The 17,212-nt window shown below is 40.9% G+C and carries 15 protein-coding genes; 12 read left to right on the forward strand and 3 right to left on the reverse strand.

The annotated features are described in order from the left end of the window. Positions 1 to 211 precede the first annotated feature (211 nt). Positions 212 to 571, reverse strand: coding sequence for a hypothetical protein (locus tag MHB45_RS08850; protein WP_048678863.1), 360 nt, complete (start codon positions 569 to 571; stop codon positions 212 to 214). A 750-nt stretch (positions 572 to 1,321) separates the two neighbouring features. Here MHB45_RS08850 and MHB45_RS08855 point away from each other — a divergent pair. From MHB45_RS08855 to MHB45_RS08880, 6 genes are read left to right on the forward strand one after another with little or no spacing between them, the layout of a single operon-like run. Then, positions 1,322 to 2,425: an amidohydrolase/deacetylase family metallohydrolase gene (locus MHB45_RS08855; RefSeq protein ID WP_072273782.1), complete on the forward strand. Its 1,104-nt coding sequence runs from the start codon at positions 1,322 to 1,324 to the stop codon at positions 2,423 to 2,425. Beyond that, entirely contained in the window at positions 2,403 to 3,509 is a 1,107-nt protein-coding gene (locus tag MHB45_RS08860) for a DgaE family pyridoxal phosphate-dependent ammonia lyase (RefSeq protein WP_048678861.1), read from the forward strand. The genes MHB45_RS08855 and MHB45_RS08860 overlap by 23 nt, the downstream gene beginning before the upstream one ends. Then, a complete protein-coding gene (dagF, locus tag MHB45_RS08865) occupies positions 3,506 to 4,261 on the forward strand; it encodes a 2-dehydro-3-deoxy-phosphogluconate aldolase (protein WP_072272919.1) in 756 nt (251 codons plus the stop codon). The genes MHB45_RS08860 and dagF overlap by 4 nt, the downstream gene beginning before the upstream one ends. Then, complete coding sequence (locus tag MHB45_RS08870) at positions 4,254 to 5,267, forward strand: sugar kinase (RefSeq protein ID WP_340907681.1); 1,014 nt, start codon at positions 4,254 to 4,256, stop codon at positions 5,265 to 5,267. The genes dagF and MHB45_RS08870 overlap by 8 nt, the downstream gene beginning before the upstream one ends. A gap of 15 nt (positions 5,268 to 5,282) precedes the next feature. Further along, complete coding sequence (locus tag MHB45_RS08875) at positions 5,283 to 6,005, forward strand: GntR family transcriptional regulator (protein ID WP_048678855.1); 723 nt, start codon at positions 5,283 to 5,285, stop codon at positions 6,003 to 6,005. A 56-nt stretch (positions 6,006 to 6,061) separates the two neighbouring features. Then, positions 6,062 to 7,387, forward strand: coding sequence for a GntT/GntP/DsdX family permease (locus MHB45_RS08880; RefSeq protein ID WP_340907682.1), 1,326 nt, complete (start codon positions 6,062 to 6,064; stop codon positions 7,385 to 7,387). 211 nt (positions 7,388 to 7,598) lie between these two features. Here MHB45_RS08880 and yppF read toward each other — a convergent pair whose 3' ends face one another. Then, positions 7,599 to 7,781, reverse strand: a complete 183-nt coding sequence (gene yppF, locus MHB45_RS08885; RefSeq protein ID WP_055348417.1) for a YppF family protein — start codon at positions 7,779 to 7,781, stop codon at positions 7,599 to 7,601. 254 nt (positions 7,782 to 8,035) lie between these two features. Then, positions 8,036 to 9,328 carry an MFS transporter gene (locus MHB45_RS08890; RefSeq protein ID WP_048678849.1) on the reverse strand — a complete coding sequence of 431 codons (1,293 nt, stop codon included), beginning with the start codon at positions 9,326 to 9,328 and terminating at the stop codon, positions 8,036 to 8,038. A 1,118-nt stretch (positions 9,329 to 10,446) separates the two neighbouring features. Between MHB45_RS08890 and MHB45_RS08895 the strand changes: the two genes are divergently transcribed. The 6 genes from MHB45_RS08895 (at position 10,447) to MHB45_RS08920 (ending at position 17,199) form a co-directional block, all read left to right on the forward strand. Beyond that, positions 10,447 to 11,262, forward strand: coding sequence for an IclR family transcriptional regulator (locus MHB45_RS08895; protein WP_048678846.1), 816 nt, complete (start codon positions 10,447 to 10,449; stop codon positions 11,260 to 11,262). Positions 11,263 to 11,535: 273 nt separating this feature from the next. Then, entirely contained in the window at positions 11,536 to 12,069 is a 534-nt protein-coding gene (locus MHB45_RS08900) for a cupin domain-containing protein (protein WP_048678841.1), read from the forward strand. A gap of 121 nt (positions 12,070 to 12,190) precedes the next feature. Continuing rightward, a complete protein-coding gene (locus tag MHB45_RS08905) occupies positions 12,191 to 13,129 on the forward strand; it encodes a VOC family protein (protein WP_072272921.1) in 939 nt (312 codons plus the stop codon). A 101-nt stretch (positions 13,130 to 13,230) separates the two neighbouring features. After that, positions 13,231 to 14,022, forward strand: a complete 792-nt coding sequence (locus MHB45_RS08910; protein ID WP_055348419.1) for an SDR family oxidoreductase — start codon at positions 13,231 to 13,233, stop codon at positions 14,020 to 14,022. A 30-nt stretch (positions 14,023 to 14,052) separates the two neighbouring features. Beyond that, positions 14,053 to 15,741, forward strand: coding sequence for a thiamine pyrophosphate-binding protein (locus tag MHB45_RS08915; RefSeq protein ID WP_340907685.1), 1,689 nt, complete (start codon positions 14,053 to 14,055; stop codon positions 15,739 to 15,741). 12 nt (positions 15,742 to 15,753) lie between these two features. Next, complete coding sequence (locus tag MHB45_RS08920; RefSeq protein ID WP_048678827.1) at positions 15,754 to 17,199, forward strand: aldehyde dehydrogenase family protein; 1,446 nt, start codon at positions 15,754 to 15,756, stop codon at positions 17,197 to 17,199. Positions 17,200 to 17,212 lie beyond the last annotated feature (13 nt).

Raw genomic sequence — 17,212 nt, forward strand, 5'->3', positions numbered from 1 at the left:
GAACGCTTTTAAATAAGCATTCTTGGTTTTTATATTATGGAAATCAACATTTCCTCTGTAATACTAGGAACAGGAAGGATTAATTGAGGGCTTCTAAATGAAAGATTTGACTTAGTGTAATATATATACGTTATTTTAGATAAACTTGGTTTTATACCACTAGCATAGACTGATACATGATAAGCGTGTTTTCCGGAATAATATGCTGCTATTAAACAATTAGGACTGCCAGTGCAGTAGCTACTCCTGCTGTGCGGTTGGGCCACCTGCAAACACAAGGGTACTTACGATGCTTAACCATGTTGTCCCTTTTGATGAGCCTTACCATCTTTCCTAATTGGGTATTTGTTAGTTTAGCTTGATGAGCAATAGGTTTGCTCATTTCAATGATGCTTGCTGTTGATTGTATTTGTATAACATCATCACTAATTAATTTGACTTCCACAATGGGGTTGACTGTTGATGAAGGTATTGTTTCATTTTTCTCTTCGGCCAATGTATTGGGGACATGTGAGAATACTAATAAACTTATTATTGGTATTGAAAATAAGGATTTTTTCTTCATTTTCATAACAATATCTAATATTTTTTGAAAAATTGGTATAATACCATACTATATAACTATATGTTGAGGTCAAAATAAATATGGAAACTAAGGAAAAAAGCTTTAAAACAGTAATAATTGTACTTATTTCTATATGAGGTCTATGTTGTACATAGAAAATAAATTTCGATCAGCTAGTATTACTGAGGACATCCTGATTATAAAACCTAGATATTAATTTTATTTATAGCAATAATTGGATTAACTATATGGTTGAATAAAAAGAAAAAAAGGATCTAATTCCTCAGTTTGGAGACAAAAGGGGTTCTATAGCGAGTGTCTTGGAGGAACCGTTCAAACCCTTTAAACCCATTAGTCTTTATTCTGACTTAGAGTTAGTTTTTTAAGAAAAAGCATTATTTCCGATAATTAGAGTAGAAACTTTCATCAATGGATTTTGTGAATTCGTAAAAAAAGGCGGGAAGAAAAACAGAATGTTTTTCTTCCCGCCTTTTTTTTATGGGTAGCATGAAAAATTTCAAAAAACCTAATGAGATTATATTATATGAAGAAACTAAGAAGCACAAAGAAAAAATAGCCTTGATCTTATAAAAATTCTGTAAATTTAAATCAAACATTATAACGTTATATTGATTAGTTCAACAAAATATGATAATCTATTTTTGTAAAGCGAAATTAATGAATTCTTATACAATTCAGTGTAACCGTATACAAAGTACTTTCAATCGATAGGATGTACCGAAAAGGATGAGGGAAATGACAGATACGTTAGTTCTGAAGAATGTAAAAATGGTAGAGGGAAAAGCAGCGGATATCATCCTGGAAAATGGGATGATTAAGGAAATTGCACGACCCGGAACTGCAACAGGAGATAAGATAATAGATTATGATCAAAAAGTTTTTGTTTCGAGCGGTTGGATTGATATGCATGTACATGCTTTCCCGGAATTCGATCCTTATGGTGATGAGGTTGATGAGATTGGATATAAAACTGGTGTAACAACGGTCATAGATGCGGGAAGCACGGGGGCAGATAGGATAACCGATCTGGTTGGAAGTTGTGAAAATTCCAAAACGAATGTTTTCGCCTTTCTGAATATTTCGCGGATTGGATTGAAAAGGGTTGATGAGTTATCGGATATTTCATGGCTGGACGAAGGGGAATTAATGAAGGCAATTTCCAAGTACGGGGATTTTGTCGTTGGACTTAAAGCGAGAATAAGTAAAAGTGTAGTTGGTCCAAATGGTGTCGAGCCATTAAAAATCGCAAGGAAGTTCTCGGCTGAAACGGGTTTACCATTAATGGTTCATATCGGTTCAGGGCCGCCTGATATTAAGGAAGTCCTTCAATTACTTGAGGAAAAGGACATTATTACTCATTTTCTAAATGGTAAAGCGAATAATTTATTTGATGAAAGAGAAGAGCCGCTGCCTGAGTTGATTAAGGCAATTGAACGTGGTGTACATTTGGATGTAGGTCATGGAACGGCAAGCTTTTCTTTTAAAACTGCAGAAATGGCTAAAAAGCGGGGAATCGGCTTCAATACGATCAGTACGGATATATATCGGAAAAACAGAGAGAATGGGCCAGTTTTTAATATGGCAAATGTGCTTACAAAATTTTTGTACCTCGGTTATCCATTAAAAGAAGTAATAGATGCGGTTACGGTCAATGCAGCAGCTTGGTTGAATAAACCAGAGCTTGGAAGGATTTCAGCTGGGGATATTGCGAACCTGACTTTATTCTCGATCGAGAATGAGCCGACCCTTTTATTGGATTCCGAAGGCGAAAAAAGGATGGCAGAAAAAAGAGTTGTTGTAAAAGGAGTGGTTATAAATGGAGAATTCATTGAATGCTAAATACGGTTTGAAAAGAGTCATCAATGCAAGCGGAAGAATGAGCATATTGGGAGTCTCTGCCCCAACTGACACAGTGATGGACGCGATGAAAAAAGGTGGGCAAAATTATGTTGAAATTTCTGATTTAGTCGATAAGTCAGGCCAGCATATAGCGAATTTGCTTCATTCTGAAGCAGCGGTGGTCGTAAACTCAGCATCAAGCGGAATTGCGCTTTCAGTAGCGGCAATCGTTACTGAAGGAAACAGAAGGAAAAGCGAAAGGCTTCATCAAGATCGTATTCAAAAGAATGAAATCATCATGCTGAAAGGCCATAACGTTCAGTATGGTGCACCGGTTGAAACCATGATTTATCTTGGCGGCGGAAAATTGGTTGAAGTTGGATATGCAAATGAAGGGAAAGCAGAACATATTGCGGAGGCCATAAATGAAAATACTTCCGCTATTTTATATGTGAAATCGCATCATGCCGTCCAGAAAAATATGATATCGGTCGAAGAAGCATGGGAAGTGGCCAAAACGAATAATATCCCTCTGATTGTCGATGCAGCAGCGGAAGAAGATTTGGAAAAATATGTACAATTCTCCGACCTGGCGATTTATAGTGGTTCAAAAGCCATTGAAGGACCCACATCCGGTATCGTTGCTGGCAGAAAAAAATATATCGAATGGGTAAAGGTTCAATTGCACTGTATAGGAAGGAGCATGAAGGTTGGAAAGGAAACGACCTTTGGGCTGCTTCAGGCATTGGATGAGTATTTTGTCAAGACGGATAATAGCGAAAAAGAAAAAGCTAGTTTACAAGTTCTCACATCACTTGACTCGATTGATGGCGTAAAAGTAACGATAGTTCAGGATGAAGCCGGACGTGCCATATATAGAGCACGTATTTCCATAGATCCTTTGACGGAAACGACGGCGAAAGAAGTGAACGAGCAGCTCAAAAATGGGGATATCGCCATTTATACACGGGATTATGGGATACGGCAAGGCTTTTTCGATATAGATCCGCGTCCATTGCAAGGTGATGATATAAATGTTATTGAATCACGATTAAGAACCATATTAGGAGGAAAACAAGGATGACAAACATAAACAAACGGTTATTGAATGATCGTGTAGCCTTAAATGTACTTGCAAATAGTGTGGAAAATGCAGTGGAAGTCTTTGAAGCAGCTGAAGGACATGTATTGGTTGGTGTACTCTCAAAGGATTATCCAACTGTCGAAGCAGGTGTTACAGCAATGAAAGAATACGGGGAAGCCATTGATGAGGCCGTTTCAATTGGATTGGGCGCAGGCGATAATAGACAGGCTGCAGTTGTCGCAGAAATAGCAAAATACTATCCAGGCAGTCATATTAACCAGGTTTTTCCGGCTGTTGGTGCTACGAGGGCCAATTTAGACGAGAAGGATAGCTGGATAAATTCACTTGTTTCTCCAACTGGGAAAGTCGGTTATGTGAATATCTCCACTGGTCCAGTAAGTGCAGGCGCAAGTGAAACTGCCATTGTGCCAATCAAAGCTGCCATTGCGCTCGTTCGCGATATGGGAGGAAATGCTTTGAAATATTTCCCTATGAAAGGGCTGAAGCATGAAGATGAATATCGTGCTGTAGCAAAAGCTTGTGGTGAAGAGGGATTTGCTTTGGAACCAACAGGTGGAATCGACTTAAATAATTTCGGGACGATATTAGAAATTGCATTAGAAGCAAAAGTGCCTAAAGTCATTCCCCACGTATATTCTTCCATCATTGATGAAGCGACTGGTAAAACGAATGGGGAGGACGTACGGAAATTATTGGCCATGACGAAAAAATTGGTTGAAAAATATGCCTAAAAGAATTGTGGCATTCGGGGAAGTAATGATGCGTTTGCAGGTACCAGGGCATGAATTGCTATCACAGGCTAACACGCTGCAATACTCCTCTTCAGGCACGGGAGTAAATGTGGCTTCTGCGATGACAAAACTTGGACATCATGGGTATCTTGTGACAATGTTACCGGATAACCCCCTTGGTGATTCAGCAATTTCAGATTTGCAGGGCTTAGGAATCGGCAGGAACTACATCTCTAGAGGCGGCAAATACATGGGGATGTACTTTTTGGAAAATGGATTTGGACAGCGGGCGAGCCGTGTCACATATTCCAATCGACTGGAAAGCAGTTTTAATACTGCCACCTTATCCGATTATGATATGGATATGATTTCGGAAAAGACGGATATCATCCATTTTTGCGGAATCACGCTTGCAATGGCGGAAAATGTACGGGAAAGCATGAAGGTGCTGGCTAGAAAAGTCAAAGAAAAGGGCGGTACAGTCTGTTTCGACTGCAATTACCGACCTTCCTTATGGGAGGGAGGTTACGCTGACGCAAAGCCTCATTATGAAGAAATGCTTTCTTTGGCTGATATCGTCATGATGAATGAAAAAGACGCGCTTTATATTTTAGGAATGAAATCAGAAGGCTCCACAAGGGAAGAACAGCTTGTTGAGTTGATCCCTGAAGTGGCCAAGCGATTCAAAATTCAATCGATAGCGGGGACACATCGTTCGATCAACAGTGATAATAGTCATACCTTGAGGGGGTATATATACAAAGAAGAAACATTTTACTTTTCCGATATCCTATCATTTTCCGTATATGATAGAATAGGTTCAGGCGATGCTTACACCAGCGGAATCTTACATGGCGAATTGCTAGGATATTCCCCGGAAAAGACAGTACGATTTGCTGCTGTATCAGGAATGCTGGCATGTACTGTCGTTGGAGATACTCCTTTGGCAACCGAAAAGGAGATACTCTCGGCAATGGAAGGTAAAATGGAAGATATTAAAAGATAAGGCAGGAGATTAGGAATGAATGTGAACAGGAAAAATGGACCGATGTATTTACAGATAAAAGAAATATTAAAGGATCGTATTTTACATGGGGTTTATGCCATCGACACAAACATTCCCTCCGAGCCTCTTTTGGAAGAAGAATTTAACGTAAGTAAGGTTACTGTCCGTAATGCAATCAAAGAACTCGTGCAAGAGGGGTATGTTGAAAAGAAAAGCGGCAAAGGCACTAGAGTCATAGCTAATGGTTCGATTGTCAAACTTTCCAAAGGGAAACGTTTCACAGAGCTGTTGGTGGAGGAAGGGCACTCCATTTTAAAAAAGGTGTTAAACATAAGTCAGATTGACCTTTCTTCAGACTCTAAGCTGCATTCTTTATTTGGTGCCCGTTGCATAAGTATCGAACGGATATATTTATTGGACAATGAACCTTATATTTACTTTACACATTATATTTCACTTGATTTAAACCAAGAAGAGATTAAAGAGGTCCAAATCAATTCTTTGTACCGCTTTTTGGAAGAGCAAAACGTCAAACTTGAAACATTCAGAGATGAGTTTGCCGTTGCTATCGCTCCGGATCACATTTGCGAAACACTGAAAATCGAAAACAATAGTCCAGTACTAAAGAGGATTCGGATTTCCAGTGATGGGGACGGAAATGTTACGGAATACAGTGAAGGATATTACAACACGGCTAAACAGAACTACATTGTGACATATAACGAGCCGGTACAATAATCCCATTTATTGTATTGGTTTGAATGTAAGCGATTTCTTGGGAATGGGGAGAATATATGGATCTATATTTATTAGGAATCACGCTGATAGCAATCGTAATTGTCATTTTGGGGGTATCATTGTGGAAATGGCATGCGTTCATCAGCCTGACTGTTGCCAGTTTATTTTTAGCGATTTTTTCCGGACTGCCAATGGACAAGATCGTTGGTGCTTATGAAACGGGTGTCGGAGCGGTCCTTGGGCACCTTATTGGAATATTGGCCTTAGGGACCATCCTAGGAAAGATGATGTCCGACTCTGGAGCCGGAATGCAGGTTGCTGACTTTTTCATTAATAAATTCGGTGTGAAAAACCTGCCATGGGCCATGCTTTTATCTGGTTTCATCATCGGCATTCCGGTATTTTTCGAGGTTGGTTTAGTAATATTGCTTCCTTTGGTCATTTCCATTCGTAAATCAACCAAAGTGAACATCTTGTTAATTGGCATTCCAGTACTTGCTGGTTTATCGATCGTACATGGGCTGGTGCCTCCGCATCCTGGAGCCATGACAGCTATTGGAATTTATAATGCTAACATGGGGCAGGTACTTCTGTACTCATTGATCATCGCATTCCCGACGGCTGTAATTGCGGGACCGCTATTCGCAAAATGGATTCATAAACGGGTTATTCCTGTTGGAGAACCGGAATTGATCCGTGTTGAAACAAAGTCAAGTGGATTACCCGGCACTGGAGTATCGTTCTTCATCATCCTTTTGCCAGTATTGTTGATGGTTCTAACTGTAGTGGCGCCTTATCTGCCGCTACCGGGTTCGATTGAAAAATTCTTATTGTTTATCGGAAGTCCAGTGATCGCCCTATTAATCTCCTGTTTTGCAGCTTACTATTTCTTGGGCTACAGACAGGGAATGGACAAATCACAAATTAAAAAGTTGACGGAAGAATGCTTATTGCCATTAGCATCCATTATTCTAATTATCGGTGCTGGCGGAGGGTTCAAGCAAATTTTAATTGATAGTGGCGTAGGGACTGCAATTGCTTCCATGTCTGAAGAAATTTCTTTATCACCGATCGTTCTTGCATTCCTTGTGGCCGGATTGATTCGGATTGCCACAGGTTCTGCAACCGTCGCTTTGACCACGACAGCAGGGATCGTTTCACCGGTCGTTGCCAATATGACGGGTGTTAATCTAGAATTGCTCGTAATTGCCACGGGAGCAGGCTCACTCATGTTCTCCCATGTTAATGACGCCGGTTTCTGGTTAGTGAAAGAATACATGGGACTAACCGTTAAAGAAACTTTCAAAACTTGGACAGTGATGGAAACATTACTTTCCTTCGTTGCATTCGGTTTGGTTTTAATTTTCGATATATTCATTTAATTAAAATGAATTTCTGCAATGTCTGATTAAGTAACATTTACCTCCGTGAACTGTCTTGGGGTGACAGATCACGGAGGCTTTTATATATTTATGAACATACTGGGGATGAGAAAATGACCGGCTGTATTTTTAAAGATAGGTCGTTGCGGAAAAACAGAAACAAAAGTCATCCACAATGGGGAGTAGTTAGTCTAGTGACAAGGGTGTAGCTTCATCCAGGAGATGTTTGTTTGGCTCCTCGAAGATATAAGTCCTGACAGAGACTTCTATATTGCAAGATTGACAGCTTCCCGTTTACATATTCATTCTGAATATAATCCAATAAATCATTGGCATGGTTAGGCTTTTGACGTTTTTCCTGAATATAATGGAGAATTAAAACTTCTATATTCACACACTCACCTTACTTGACAAGTATTTTTTTCCATAAATAATATAACATGGGCATTCAAAAAATTATCATTTTTTGAATATTTTAACTATCGACATATTTATACAAATAAAGGAGTGATTCGGAGTAACCGGTGGGAAATTTTATCGGGTAATGCAAAAAATGAGCGATATTATTTCGACTCACTTTTAAGTCGGCACAAGAAAAACCCCTGATAAATCAAGGGTTGGAGGTATAAAACTGATTTTACAAGGACTTCATGCCTGTATCTTTTGTACATGTATAGGTGATAAGCGCAGTTCTGCGGATTCTCTCTTAATGGAGAATAAATAAGCTGCCAAACCTAAGAGGGCTGTAAAAATCAGCATGGCGATCGATGAACTGAAGTCCCCGCCAGACAAGTCACGAAGCCATCCCATGATATAGCTCGAAAAACCGCCCATGATATTCGTGAATCCAATTAGACCTGCGGCTCGTCCTGCCGTTTCAGGTGTTGAATATTTTACCATGAGCATATTGCTTAGGTGGAACACACCGCCTTGACATCCCATTGCCAGTCCCATACATAGTCCGGCCAAAATAGGATTGGGGATGAAGACAGCTACAGTCAAAAAGACAGCCGTCAATGAAAATAGAATCGTGGCCATCAAACTTGGACGTCTGGTTTTGTCAGCCAGAAAACCGCATGCCAAGACAAATCCTAAAGCGAATAGCCAGGAAAGTGAAGTAATGCTTGACATTCCTTCCTTTTCGAATCCTTTTGCTTCAATGAGATATGTAGGAAGCCAAATGCTGATTCCGAAAAATAAGAAGGAGCATACGAGCATGCCGAACCAAACGATCCAGAAACGATAATCTTGGGCGAAACTTTTCTTATTCTCGGAATGGGCGGTTTCTTTTATTTCATCATCCGTTTGGCGAATGAATGCCAATTCCTCCTTACTTATACGGGGGTGCTCTTCTGGTGTATTCCTCGTCATTAAGATGAACATCGGGATATTTATAAATAAGTTGAAAGCTGCAAGCATAAAGAAAGCTGCTTGCCAGTGAAGTAAAGATATCACAAGCACCAAAACAACGGCTCCCATTGCCGGTCCTAAATAGTTTCCGGTAAGCCAAGATGCCTGGGCCCTCCCCAGTTCGCGTTTATTAAACCAGTTAGAAATGAGCTTTCCGGAAACCGGAATCATCATCCCTTCACCAAAACCAAGAATGATCCTGCTAATTAAAAATATTTCATATGAATTTGCCAGTCCTGACATAATCATCGTGATTGTCCAAACGAATAAACCGGCGATGGCTGTTTTTCGGGCACCTAATTTATCAATGATGAAGCCCCAAAAAAGATTTGAAACTCCATAAGCAATGGTGAATACAAAAGATAGAAGACCGATCTTTGCATTTTTGTCAGCACCTGTCATACCGAGTGCATGCAAGAATTCTGGATCTGTTTGAATGATGGAAATGCCAACCTTATCAATTTGTCCAAAAAACCAAAAGAAAAAAATTGGTACGGCAATATACAACCATCTTTTTTGCCCATTTAACATAATACCATCTCCCTATTGCTTTTTAACATTCCTTAAAACGCTTACATTTGAGAATAAGTGTTTTTTCGGTTATCCCTTTAGAAAGGTACTAGTTTGTTTTGATTTTTCCCGCCTTTCTTTAAAATTTTGATAGAAAAAAAGAAACAGAAGTGTTTTGTAAGGAAAACAAAGTTTTACTTTCTTAACGATAAATTAAAATAATTTGATTGTCAATTTAATATTTTGACAATTTTCTATTTTTAGAATATAAGTACTTTCGGTTATAAAACGAACTTTGTTTCATCCTATTGAGTAGATGGAGCTCTATCAACCAGGACTTAAAATGGAAGTAATACTGATTCTTTGTGTCCAAAAAACAAATTATTTACAAATTATTAAAAATTCTGACTTGTTGATATTGAATTTAAAATCAGGAAAATCTATAATTCATTTATATTGTTTTGTATATGAAATACTTATTACGGAAAATTTCGTGATTTGGCAGAGAATATCGATGTATGAAAATTCTTTATTGTTTTTACTTGAATATTTGGTTATATTTGGTTATATAACAACGAGCTTTTCTATCGAAACGTCAATTAAGCTAGGCATTCCAAATAGTTTTATATATGTAACTATGCTTTAATTGACACATAAACACTATTCTATTTATACATGAAGAGTAAAGGATTGTGAGGTAGTAATGGTTGCCAATTTGCAGTACTGCCCGCTTCATTATCAGGAATAGGGATAATGAATAGCGCTCGAAGACACCAGCTCGATTAAAAGTTCCCGGCTTTTACTAGCCGTTTTCCGGAAGCGGTGAAAGCGTTGAGTATATCTGATGTTACTCGTTGGGTAGCTGTTGTAATGAAAGAAAGTAAACGGAAACTTCTGAATTGATTACAATTAATTGAAATGTGATCGAGTGAACTTGCAAAGCAGAGGGCAGTGCGCAGCTAAAGGCACCAATGTTCCTGTTAAGGAAGCATCAGAAAACAGGCAACCATTGAAGTATGCATCAAAATATTCACCAAATGAACGATCAGAAAAAAATGTACATATACTGCAAGTTCTTCTTACTGATGGGTTATAGTCAGGAGAAAATAAGATTTATTCACAACGGGGGGAATACTCGAATGGCAAGCGAAGAAAAAGAGAAAGAGAAATATAGTGCTAATTCATTGGTTAGGGGCTTGGAAATCATTAAGCTCTTTAATGAGGTACAGCCGAGCTTGTCTCTTTCAGAAATAGCAAAACAACTGGGAGTAAGCAGAACCGTACCATATCGTTTATTATTCACATTACAAAATATTGGTTACTTGTCTCAGGATGAACATACCAAACGTTATAGTTTAACTCCTAAAGTTCTTGAATTGGGGTTCAGCTATTTGAATAGCTTGAAATTCCAAGAAATTGTCCAACCTTATATGGAGACCTTGCGTGATGAAATCGGAGCCTCCTGCCATCTTTCCATTTTGGATGGACAGGAAGTTGTTTATGTTGGAAGTGCCCCGATCAGAGGTGTATCCGCTGTCAATGTGAACATAGGCTTGCGGCTGCCGGCACATGCTTTGGCCAATGGAAAATTACTTTTGGCATATCAACCGAAAGAATTGCTCATGCAAATGTTCAAAATATCGAACCTTACTCCTTATACAGACAAAACACTCACCGCGCCTGGTGAATTTCAAAAACAGCTGGATTCGATTCGGCAAAATGGTTATTCGATGACAAGCGGGGAATTCCACCCTGGCATCCGTTCGGTTGCCGCCCCGATCTTTGATAGGACCGGGAAAGTATTGGCTGCCTTGAATGTCGTAGCAACAGAGTCTGCTTATCAGGAGGATTTCATCGATAAAATTGCCTTGCCGAAACTGTTGGAAGTTTCTCGTCAGTTATCCGTTTATATGGGATACAGCGGGGTTAAGCCTTATCAACACGAAGATGTCTGAACGATTTAAAATCGATTAATAAGTGAATAACCTCTTTCGAAAGTGTGGATCTCCCATTAGGGAAATCCACACTTTTTTGTGTTAAGAAAAGCAAATCGTTACAAGTTTATCTCATAGTGGTGAACGTTCGGATTATAGAAATAGTTTTAAATATTCTAAAAACTCATTGACAATAAAGCGGTTTCATTTTAGACTTAATTCATAGACAAAACAATGTTTTGCTTATGAAACATAATTCGGTTTAGAAACAACAAATAAGGGAGGAATTTTAAAATGACAAAAGAAACTTTTTCAGTGAAGGATTTTGAAAAAAAATATGTTGCCCGATTGAAAGACCGTACTCTTGATTGGAATGTCTTGAAGTTCCAAGAAGAAATTGATCCCGCTTATAGACGCGCACAGATGAGATATATTGGACGTGGTGCCACTGCCAATAACGATACGAATGTAATTGCAGGTGAACATTTCACTTTAAGTACGATGGTGCTTCCTCCGGGATGTATCGGTCCTTTGCACCTTCATGACGATGTTGAAGAAGTGTTTTTCATTCTTGAGGGTGAAGTCACGGCATTAATTCAAGAGGACAGCAACAGTGAAGTGCATGAAATCAAATTAAGTGCGAGAGACTGCATAAGCAGCCCGCCAGGGGTTTATCGGGGAATTAGGAATGACGGGGATGTAGAGGCGCGCATGCTAGTGATGCTTGGGGCAGTGAAGCCTAACTTACCGACATACCCTGAAGGCAGTGAACTGGAAGAACTGCGTAAACAACGCTCTAAAGAAAGAGAAGCCATCATTAAAGATTGATCATTTAGCCGAAAGGGCACCTGCATTATGATAATTAATGAGGCGCCCTTTTCGATTAGATTGTTAAATATGGCCAATGCGAATATCAAAACGGCAATCTAAATTATGGGAGGTATAAAAAATGCTTGGTATTACTCATTTACGGCATATAAGCATGATAACTCCGAATTTCGACGATCAAGCAGAGTTTTATGAAAAGGTTTGGGGTCTGGATAGGGTGGATGTTCCGGAAGAGGAGAATATGGTTTATTTCCGGGGGGCTGGACCGGAACATCATATTCTTAGCCTTCACAGGGGAGAAAAACGAGGATTGCACCATATAGCTTTTGGCATGGTCGATAAAAATGCGGTGGACCGTGCAGCAGGGATATTACAATCGAAGGGCGTTCGAATTATTGAACCGCCTGGATATTTGGATGAAGCAGGTGCCGGTTATGGCCTGCGGTTTATTGATCCGGAAAACCGCGTGATCGAGCTCTCGGCTTGGGTGGAAGTGCAAACGTCCATTTGGAGCAAGAAAAATGTTGATCCAGTGAAATTGAATCATGTTGTAATGAACACGAAGAACTTAGATATGATCGTTGAGTTTTATACGGATGTACTTGGTTTTAAAGTCACTGATTGGAGTGAGCACCAAATGTCATTCCTCCGGTGCAACAGAAAGCATCACTCCATCGCCTTCAATCAAGATGAGCATGCGTCAGTCAATCATATCGCATACGAAGTCGATTCCGTGGATGAATTGATGCGAGGAATAAGCAATGTGCGAAAAGCGGGCTTGTCAGAACTTTGGGGACCTGGACGTCATGGGCCGGGAGACAATATTTTCTGTTATTTTCAAGACCCAGGCGGTTTTGTAATGGAGTATACATGTTATCTGGAAACGATCGAAGATGAATCTGAGTGGAGAGCACGTGTATGGAAACGGGTACCGCATTTAATGGATCAGTGGGGGATTGCAGGGCCGCCGAAACCTGAAGCGCGCAAAGCAATGGGAGGAGATCCCGATCCAGGCTGGGTTGATTCTCATATAGAAGGTTCTGTCATGGCGAAAAAATGAGGAGGAGTTTGATTTCCTCCCATGATTCTTTTGCGTAGTTAGCTTCTTGTTGATTAAAGGACAGCATTTGAGGAAAATGGCTTTGAAAAGGAGTGAAGAGAGTGGACTTAGGATTGCAAGGAAAAGTGGCTGTCATTATGGGCGGCACGTCGGGAGTGGGATTAAAAACAGCAGAAATGTTTTTAGCTGAAGGAGCGAAAGTGGCTATTTGCGGCAGAAGTGCTGAGCGTATGGAAAGTGCACAAAGTCAATTGCTCTCATTTGGTGAAAAGGAAGATATTTTTGCATCAACATGTGATGTCACCTCAAAATCGGATGTGGATTCTTTCATTAATGGTACCGCTGAGAGGTTTGGCGGAATCGATATTTTGGTGAATGCAGCCGGTCAAAGCGTGATGGGTCACTTTTTTGACATAACGGATGAGCAGTGGGAAGAACAGATTCAGTTAAAGTTCTTTGCCATCATATATGCCGTTCGTGCTTCGCATCCTCATTTAGTGAAAAGGGGAGGAGGGCGGATCATTAATATTAATGCAACGCTTGCCAAAGAACCTGAACGTCACATGGTAGCGACTGCAGCAGCAAGGGCTGGCCTCCTTAATTTAAGCAAAACCTTGTCCCAGGAATTGGCCTTTGACAATATATTGGTGAATTCAGTGAGTCTTGGATTGATCCGGACCGATCAATGGGAGCGAAGAAGGTTGAAAAATGCGCCTGATATGGACCCTGAAGAGTATTACGGGGACCTAGCGAAAAAACGGAATATCCCTCTCGGCCGCGTAGGGGAAGCGGAAGAAGTGGCCAGTGTCATTGTTTTCCTTGCTTCAGACAAAGCAAGTTATGTAGCGGGTTCGACGATTGAGACGGCAGGAGCGATCGGAAAGGCAATATAAATATATTACTGAAAAAGGTAGGATAACGCGATGAAAATACAAGAAGAAATAGAGTTTACGACCGCCGATTCCATCGTAAAGGAGCTTGTTCAAGCAGGTGTGGAAGCTGCTTTCGGGATTGTCAGCATTCACAATATGCCCATCTATGATGCAATTCTTAGGGAAGGGAGCATCAAACTCATTTGTTCACGCGGTGAGAGCGGTGCCGTAAATATGGCTGATGGATATGCACGCGCCACCGGGAAATTGGGTGTAGTGATTACCAGTACTGGAACAGGGGCAGGAAATGCAGCTGGTTCACTAGTGGAAGCTTGGGCAGCTGGTGTCCCCCTTCTTCATCTAACAGGTGAGGTGGCTTCTTCTTATCTTGGTACAGGCAAAGGATACATACATGAGTGTAAAGACCAGCTTTCAATGATGAGCGGAGCTTGTAAAAATGCAGTGAGGCTTAGAAACCCTGACCAAACCGCAGCAGTAGTAAGGAAGGCAATCCAAGAAGCTTTAACTACACCAACGGGTCCGGTTACATTGGAAATTCCAATTGACTATCAATCGGTGATCATAGAGGATCTTTCACTCGAAGGGCTGCGAACTTCACCCACTGAAACAAATTCAATGCCAATTATTCCTGAACTAGCCGTTCAAAAAATGGTAAGCGCAAGCCGTCCTGTCATATGGGCCGGTGGTGGAGTCATCAGTGCCAATGCTTCGAAAGAGCTGCAAAAATTGGCGGAAATCCTTGGTGCAGCGGTAATAACCAGTCAGTCAGGAAAAGGTTCGATTCCAGAAAACCATGAACAATGCATCGGACATTTTGCGGCATATGAAACTACAAAAGAGTTTTTAAGAAATGCAGATTTATTGATTAGCGTAGGTGTAAGGTTTAGGGGGAATGAAACATCCAACTGGAAAGTGCCGGTGCCACAAGAACATATAGCGATCGATGCGGATTGGCAGGCCATTAACCGGAACTATAAAGCCACGTTAGGTTTGGTTGGCGATGCAAAAGATATGCTTGCTGCCATCATTCAAAAGCTTGAAGAACGTTCAGTTCATGCAGAGCCATCTTATTTACAAGAAGTTCTTTCACTTAGAAATGAAGTGCGCGCTCAACTCAGGGAAACGCTTGGACCGTATGAGCAATTTGTAGATGGCATGAGGGAGATATTACCAGAGGATACCATTCTAGTTCGTGATGTGACCGTACAGGCAAATGTTTGGGGCAGCCGTTTATTTGAAATCTCTGAACCGAGAACATCGATTCATGCATCAGGCGGCGGAATTGGTCAAGGTCTTCCAACAGCAATCGGTGCCCAAATGGGATGTCAAGATAAAACCGTCGTTCTTATGGCTGGAGATGGTGGGTTTATGGTGAACGTCGGGGAAATGGTTACGGCAGCCGAAGAAAACTTACCAGTTATCATCGTATTGTTCGATGACTCAGGCTATGGAGTTCTTCGCAATATTCAAACAGCCGCATATGGTCGGCAGGTAGCTGTGGACTTATTGAGCCCTGATTTTGTGAAACTGGCTGAGTCCATGCATTTTGATGCAGTGCGTATTGGTTCTGGAGATGAGTTCATATCCGAACTGAAAAAGGCTAAGGAAAGACGTAAACCTTCAATGATCGTCGTTGATATGGAAGCTGTGGGGCCAATGGCCAAACCATTTGGCGGACCACCGGGAGCTGCGGAAGCATTCAAGCCCAAAAAACTATAAGGAGGATTGAGAATGATTTCGACATACCCATTTGTTTCAGGAAAATATCTAGTTAATGGAGAATGGATAGAATTACCGGAAAAAGTCGATGTTGTAAATCCCGCAAATACATCGGAAGTAGTTGGCCAGGTGGCAAAATGCTCTGAAGAAATCGTGAATGGCGCTATTGAAGCGGCAGAAAATGCTTTTGAAACGTGGTCTCGCTCTGATATCGGGGAACGGGCAAACAGGATGAACACTGCGGCAGAAGAACTATCAAAAGTTATCGAGGAAAATGTTACCGTGTTTGTACGTGAGAATGGCAAAACACTTGTTGAAGCTAAAAAGGATTTACTGCGCTGTGTTGAAGTAATGAAGGGCTGTGCAGCAGAGTTACTTGATTGGTGGAAGCCTGAAGTGCTTCCAGGAAAACAAAAAGTCCAAATCCGAAGAAGGGCAAGAGGTGTCACGGCAATAATCACACCGTGGAATTCTCCGATGATATTAACATTTAAAAGGGTCATACCCGCTGTTTTGGCAGGCAATGCCGTTGTCGTAAAACCTGCAACGAATTGTCCCTTAACGATCATGACCTGTTTAAAAGTAGTTGCTGAACATTTTCCTCCAGGAGTCATCAATATAGTCTCAGGATCAGGAAAAGCAATCGGCGACACACTATGTTCCGATTCACGCGTACGGACATTGGCGTTTGTCGGAAGTACGGAAACCGGGAAAGATATCATGCAGAAATCAGCTGGAAATCTGCAAAAAGTATATATGGAACTTGGCGGCAATGATCCTGCCATCATTTTGGAAGATGCCAATTTGGATGAAGCGGCTATCAAACGTTTGAGGATGGGGATTTTACGAGCAGCGGGTCAGGTTTGTTCTGCTGTAAAAAGAGTGTACGTCCAAGAATCACGATATGATGAAGTTGTGGAGAAGCTGACCAAAGAGTTCAGCCGGATGGTGATCGGTGATGGAATTCAGCCTGATGTAACCATGGGTCCATTGAATAATAAAGCACAATATGACTTTGTGAATGGCTTGATCGAACGTACCGCTAAGTCAGGAGGAAATATAATCACAACCGGCATCCAGCTGAATCCGGAAACTTGGGATAAAGGTTATTATATGCTTCCTTCCATTATTACTGGCGTCGATCAGCAGAGCGAATTGGTTCGAGTGGAACAATTCGGACCGATCATTCCAATTTTACCTTTCAATGATATCGATGAAGCTGTAAAATTAGCGAATGATAGTGAGTTTGCGCTGCGTGCATCTGTTTGGACCGAGAATGAAGATATCGCTGTCGAAATGGCAGATCGCCTTGAAGCTGGTGCGGTATTCCATAATAATCATACCGTTTTCAGCGACTTGGCCCTGGACTTCCCTGGCTTAAAAGAAAGCGGTGTTTCGCGGGAAACAAGACATTGCGGGTTGGAATTCTTTGCGGACTCATACGGGTTTGCTGATTGAGGAAGGATGAAAC

It is taken from the genome of Peribacillus sp. FSL K6-5616, assembly GCF_038008245.1.
Classification (GTDB): Bacteria; Bacillota; Bacilli; order Bacillales; family DSM-1321; genus Peribacillus; species Peribacillus frigoritolerans.

Coding starts and splice junctions, on each gene's coding strand:
- MHB45_RS08870 (WP_340907681.1), top strand. CDS start 4,254: ATGCCTAAAAGAATTGTGGCATTCGGGGAAGTAATGATGCGTTTGCAG.
- dagF (WP_072272919.1), top strand. CDS start 3,506: ATGACAAACATAAACAAACGGTTATTGAATGATCGTGTAGCCTTAAAT.
- MHB45_RS08890 (WP_048678849.1), bottom strand. CDS start 9,328: ATGTTAAATGGGCAAAAAAGATGGTTGTATATTGCCGTACCAATTTTT.
- MHB45_RS08875 (WP_048678855.1), top strand. CDS start 5,283: ATGAATGTGAACAGGAAAAATGGACCGATGTATTTACAGATAAAAGAA.
- MHB45_RS08900 (WP_048678841.1), top strand. CDS start 11,536: ATGACAAAAGAAACTTTTTCAGTGAAGGATTTTGAAAAAAAATATGTT.
- MHB45_RS08860 (WP_048678861.1), top strand. CDS start 2,403: ATGGAGAATTCATTGAATGCTAAATACGGTTTGAAAAGAGTCATCAAT.
- MHB45_RS08895 (WP_048678846.1), top strand. CDS start 10,447: ATGGCAAGCGAAGAAAAAGAGAAAGAGAAATATAGTGCTAATTCATTG.
- MHB45_RS08920 (WP_048678827.1), top strand. CDS start 15,754: ATGATTTCGACATACCCATTTGTTTCAGGAAAATATCTAGTTAATGGA.
- MHB45_RS08855 (WP_072273782.1), top strand. CDS start 1,322: ATGACAGATACGTTAGTTCTGAAGAATGTAAAAATGGTAGAGGGAAAA.
- MHB45_RS08905 (WP_072272921.1), top strand. CDS start 12,191: ATGCTTGGTATTACTCATTTACGGCATATAAGCATGATAACTCCGAAT.
- MHB45_RS08880 (WP_340907682.1), top strand. CDS start 6,062: ATGGATCTATATTTATTAGGAATCACGCTGATAGCAATCGTAATTGTC.
- MHB45_RS08915 (WP_340907685.1), top strand. CDS start 14,053: ATGAAAATACAAGAAGAAATAGAGTTTACGACCGCCGATTCCATCGTA.
- MHB45_RS08850 (WP_048678863.1), bottom strand. CDS start 571: ATGAAAATGAAGAAAAAATCCTTATTTTCAATACCAATAATAAGTTTA.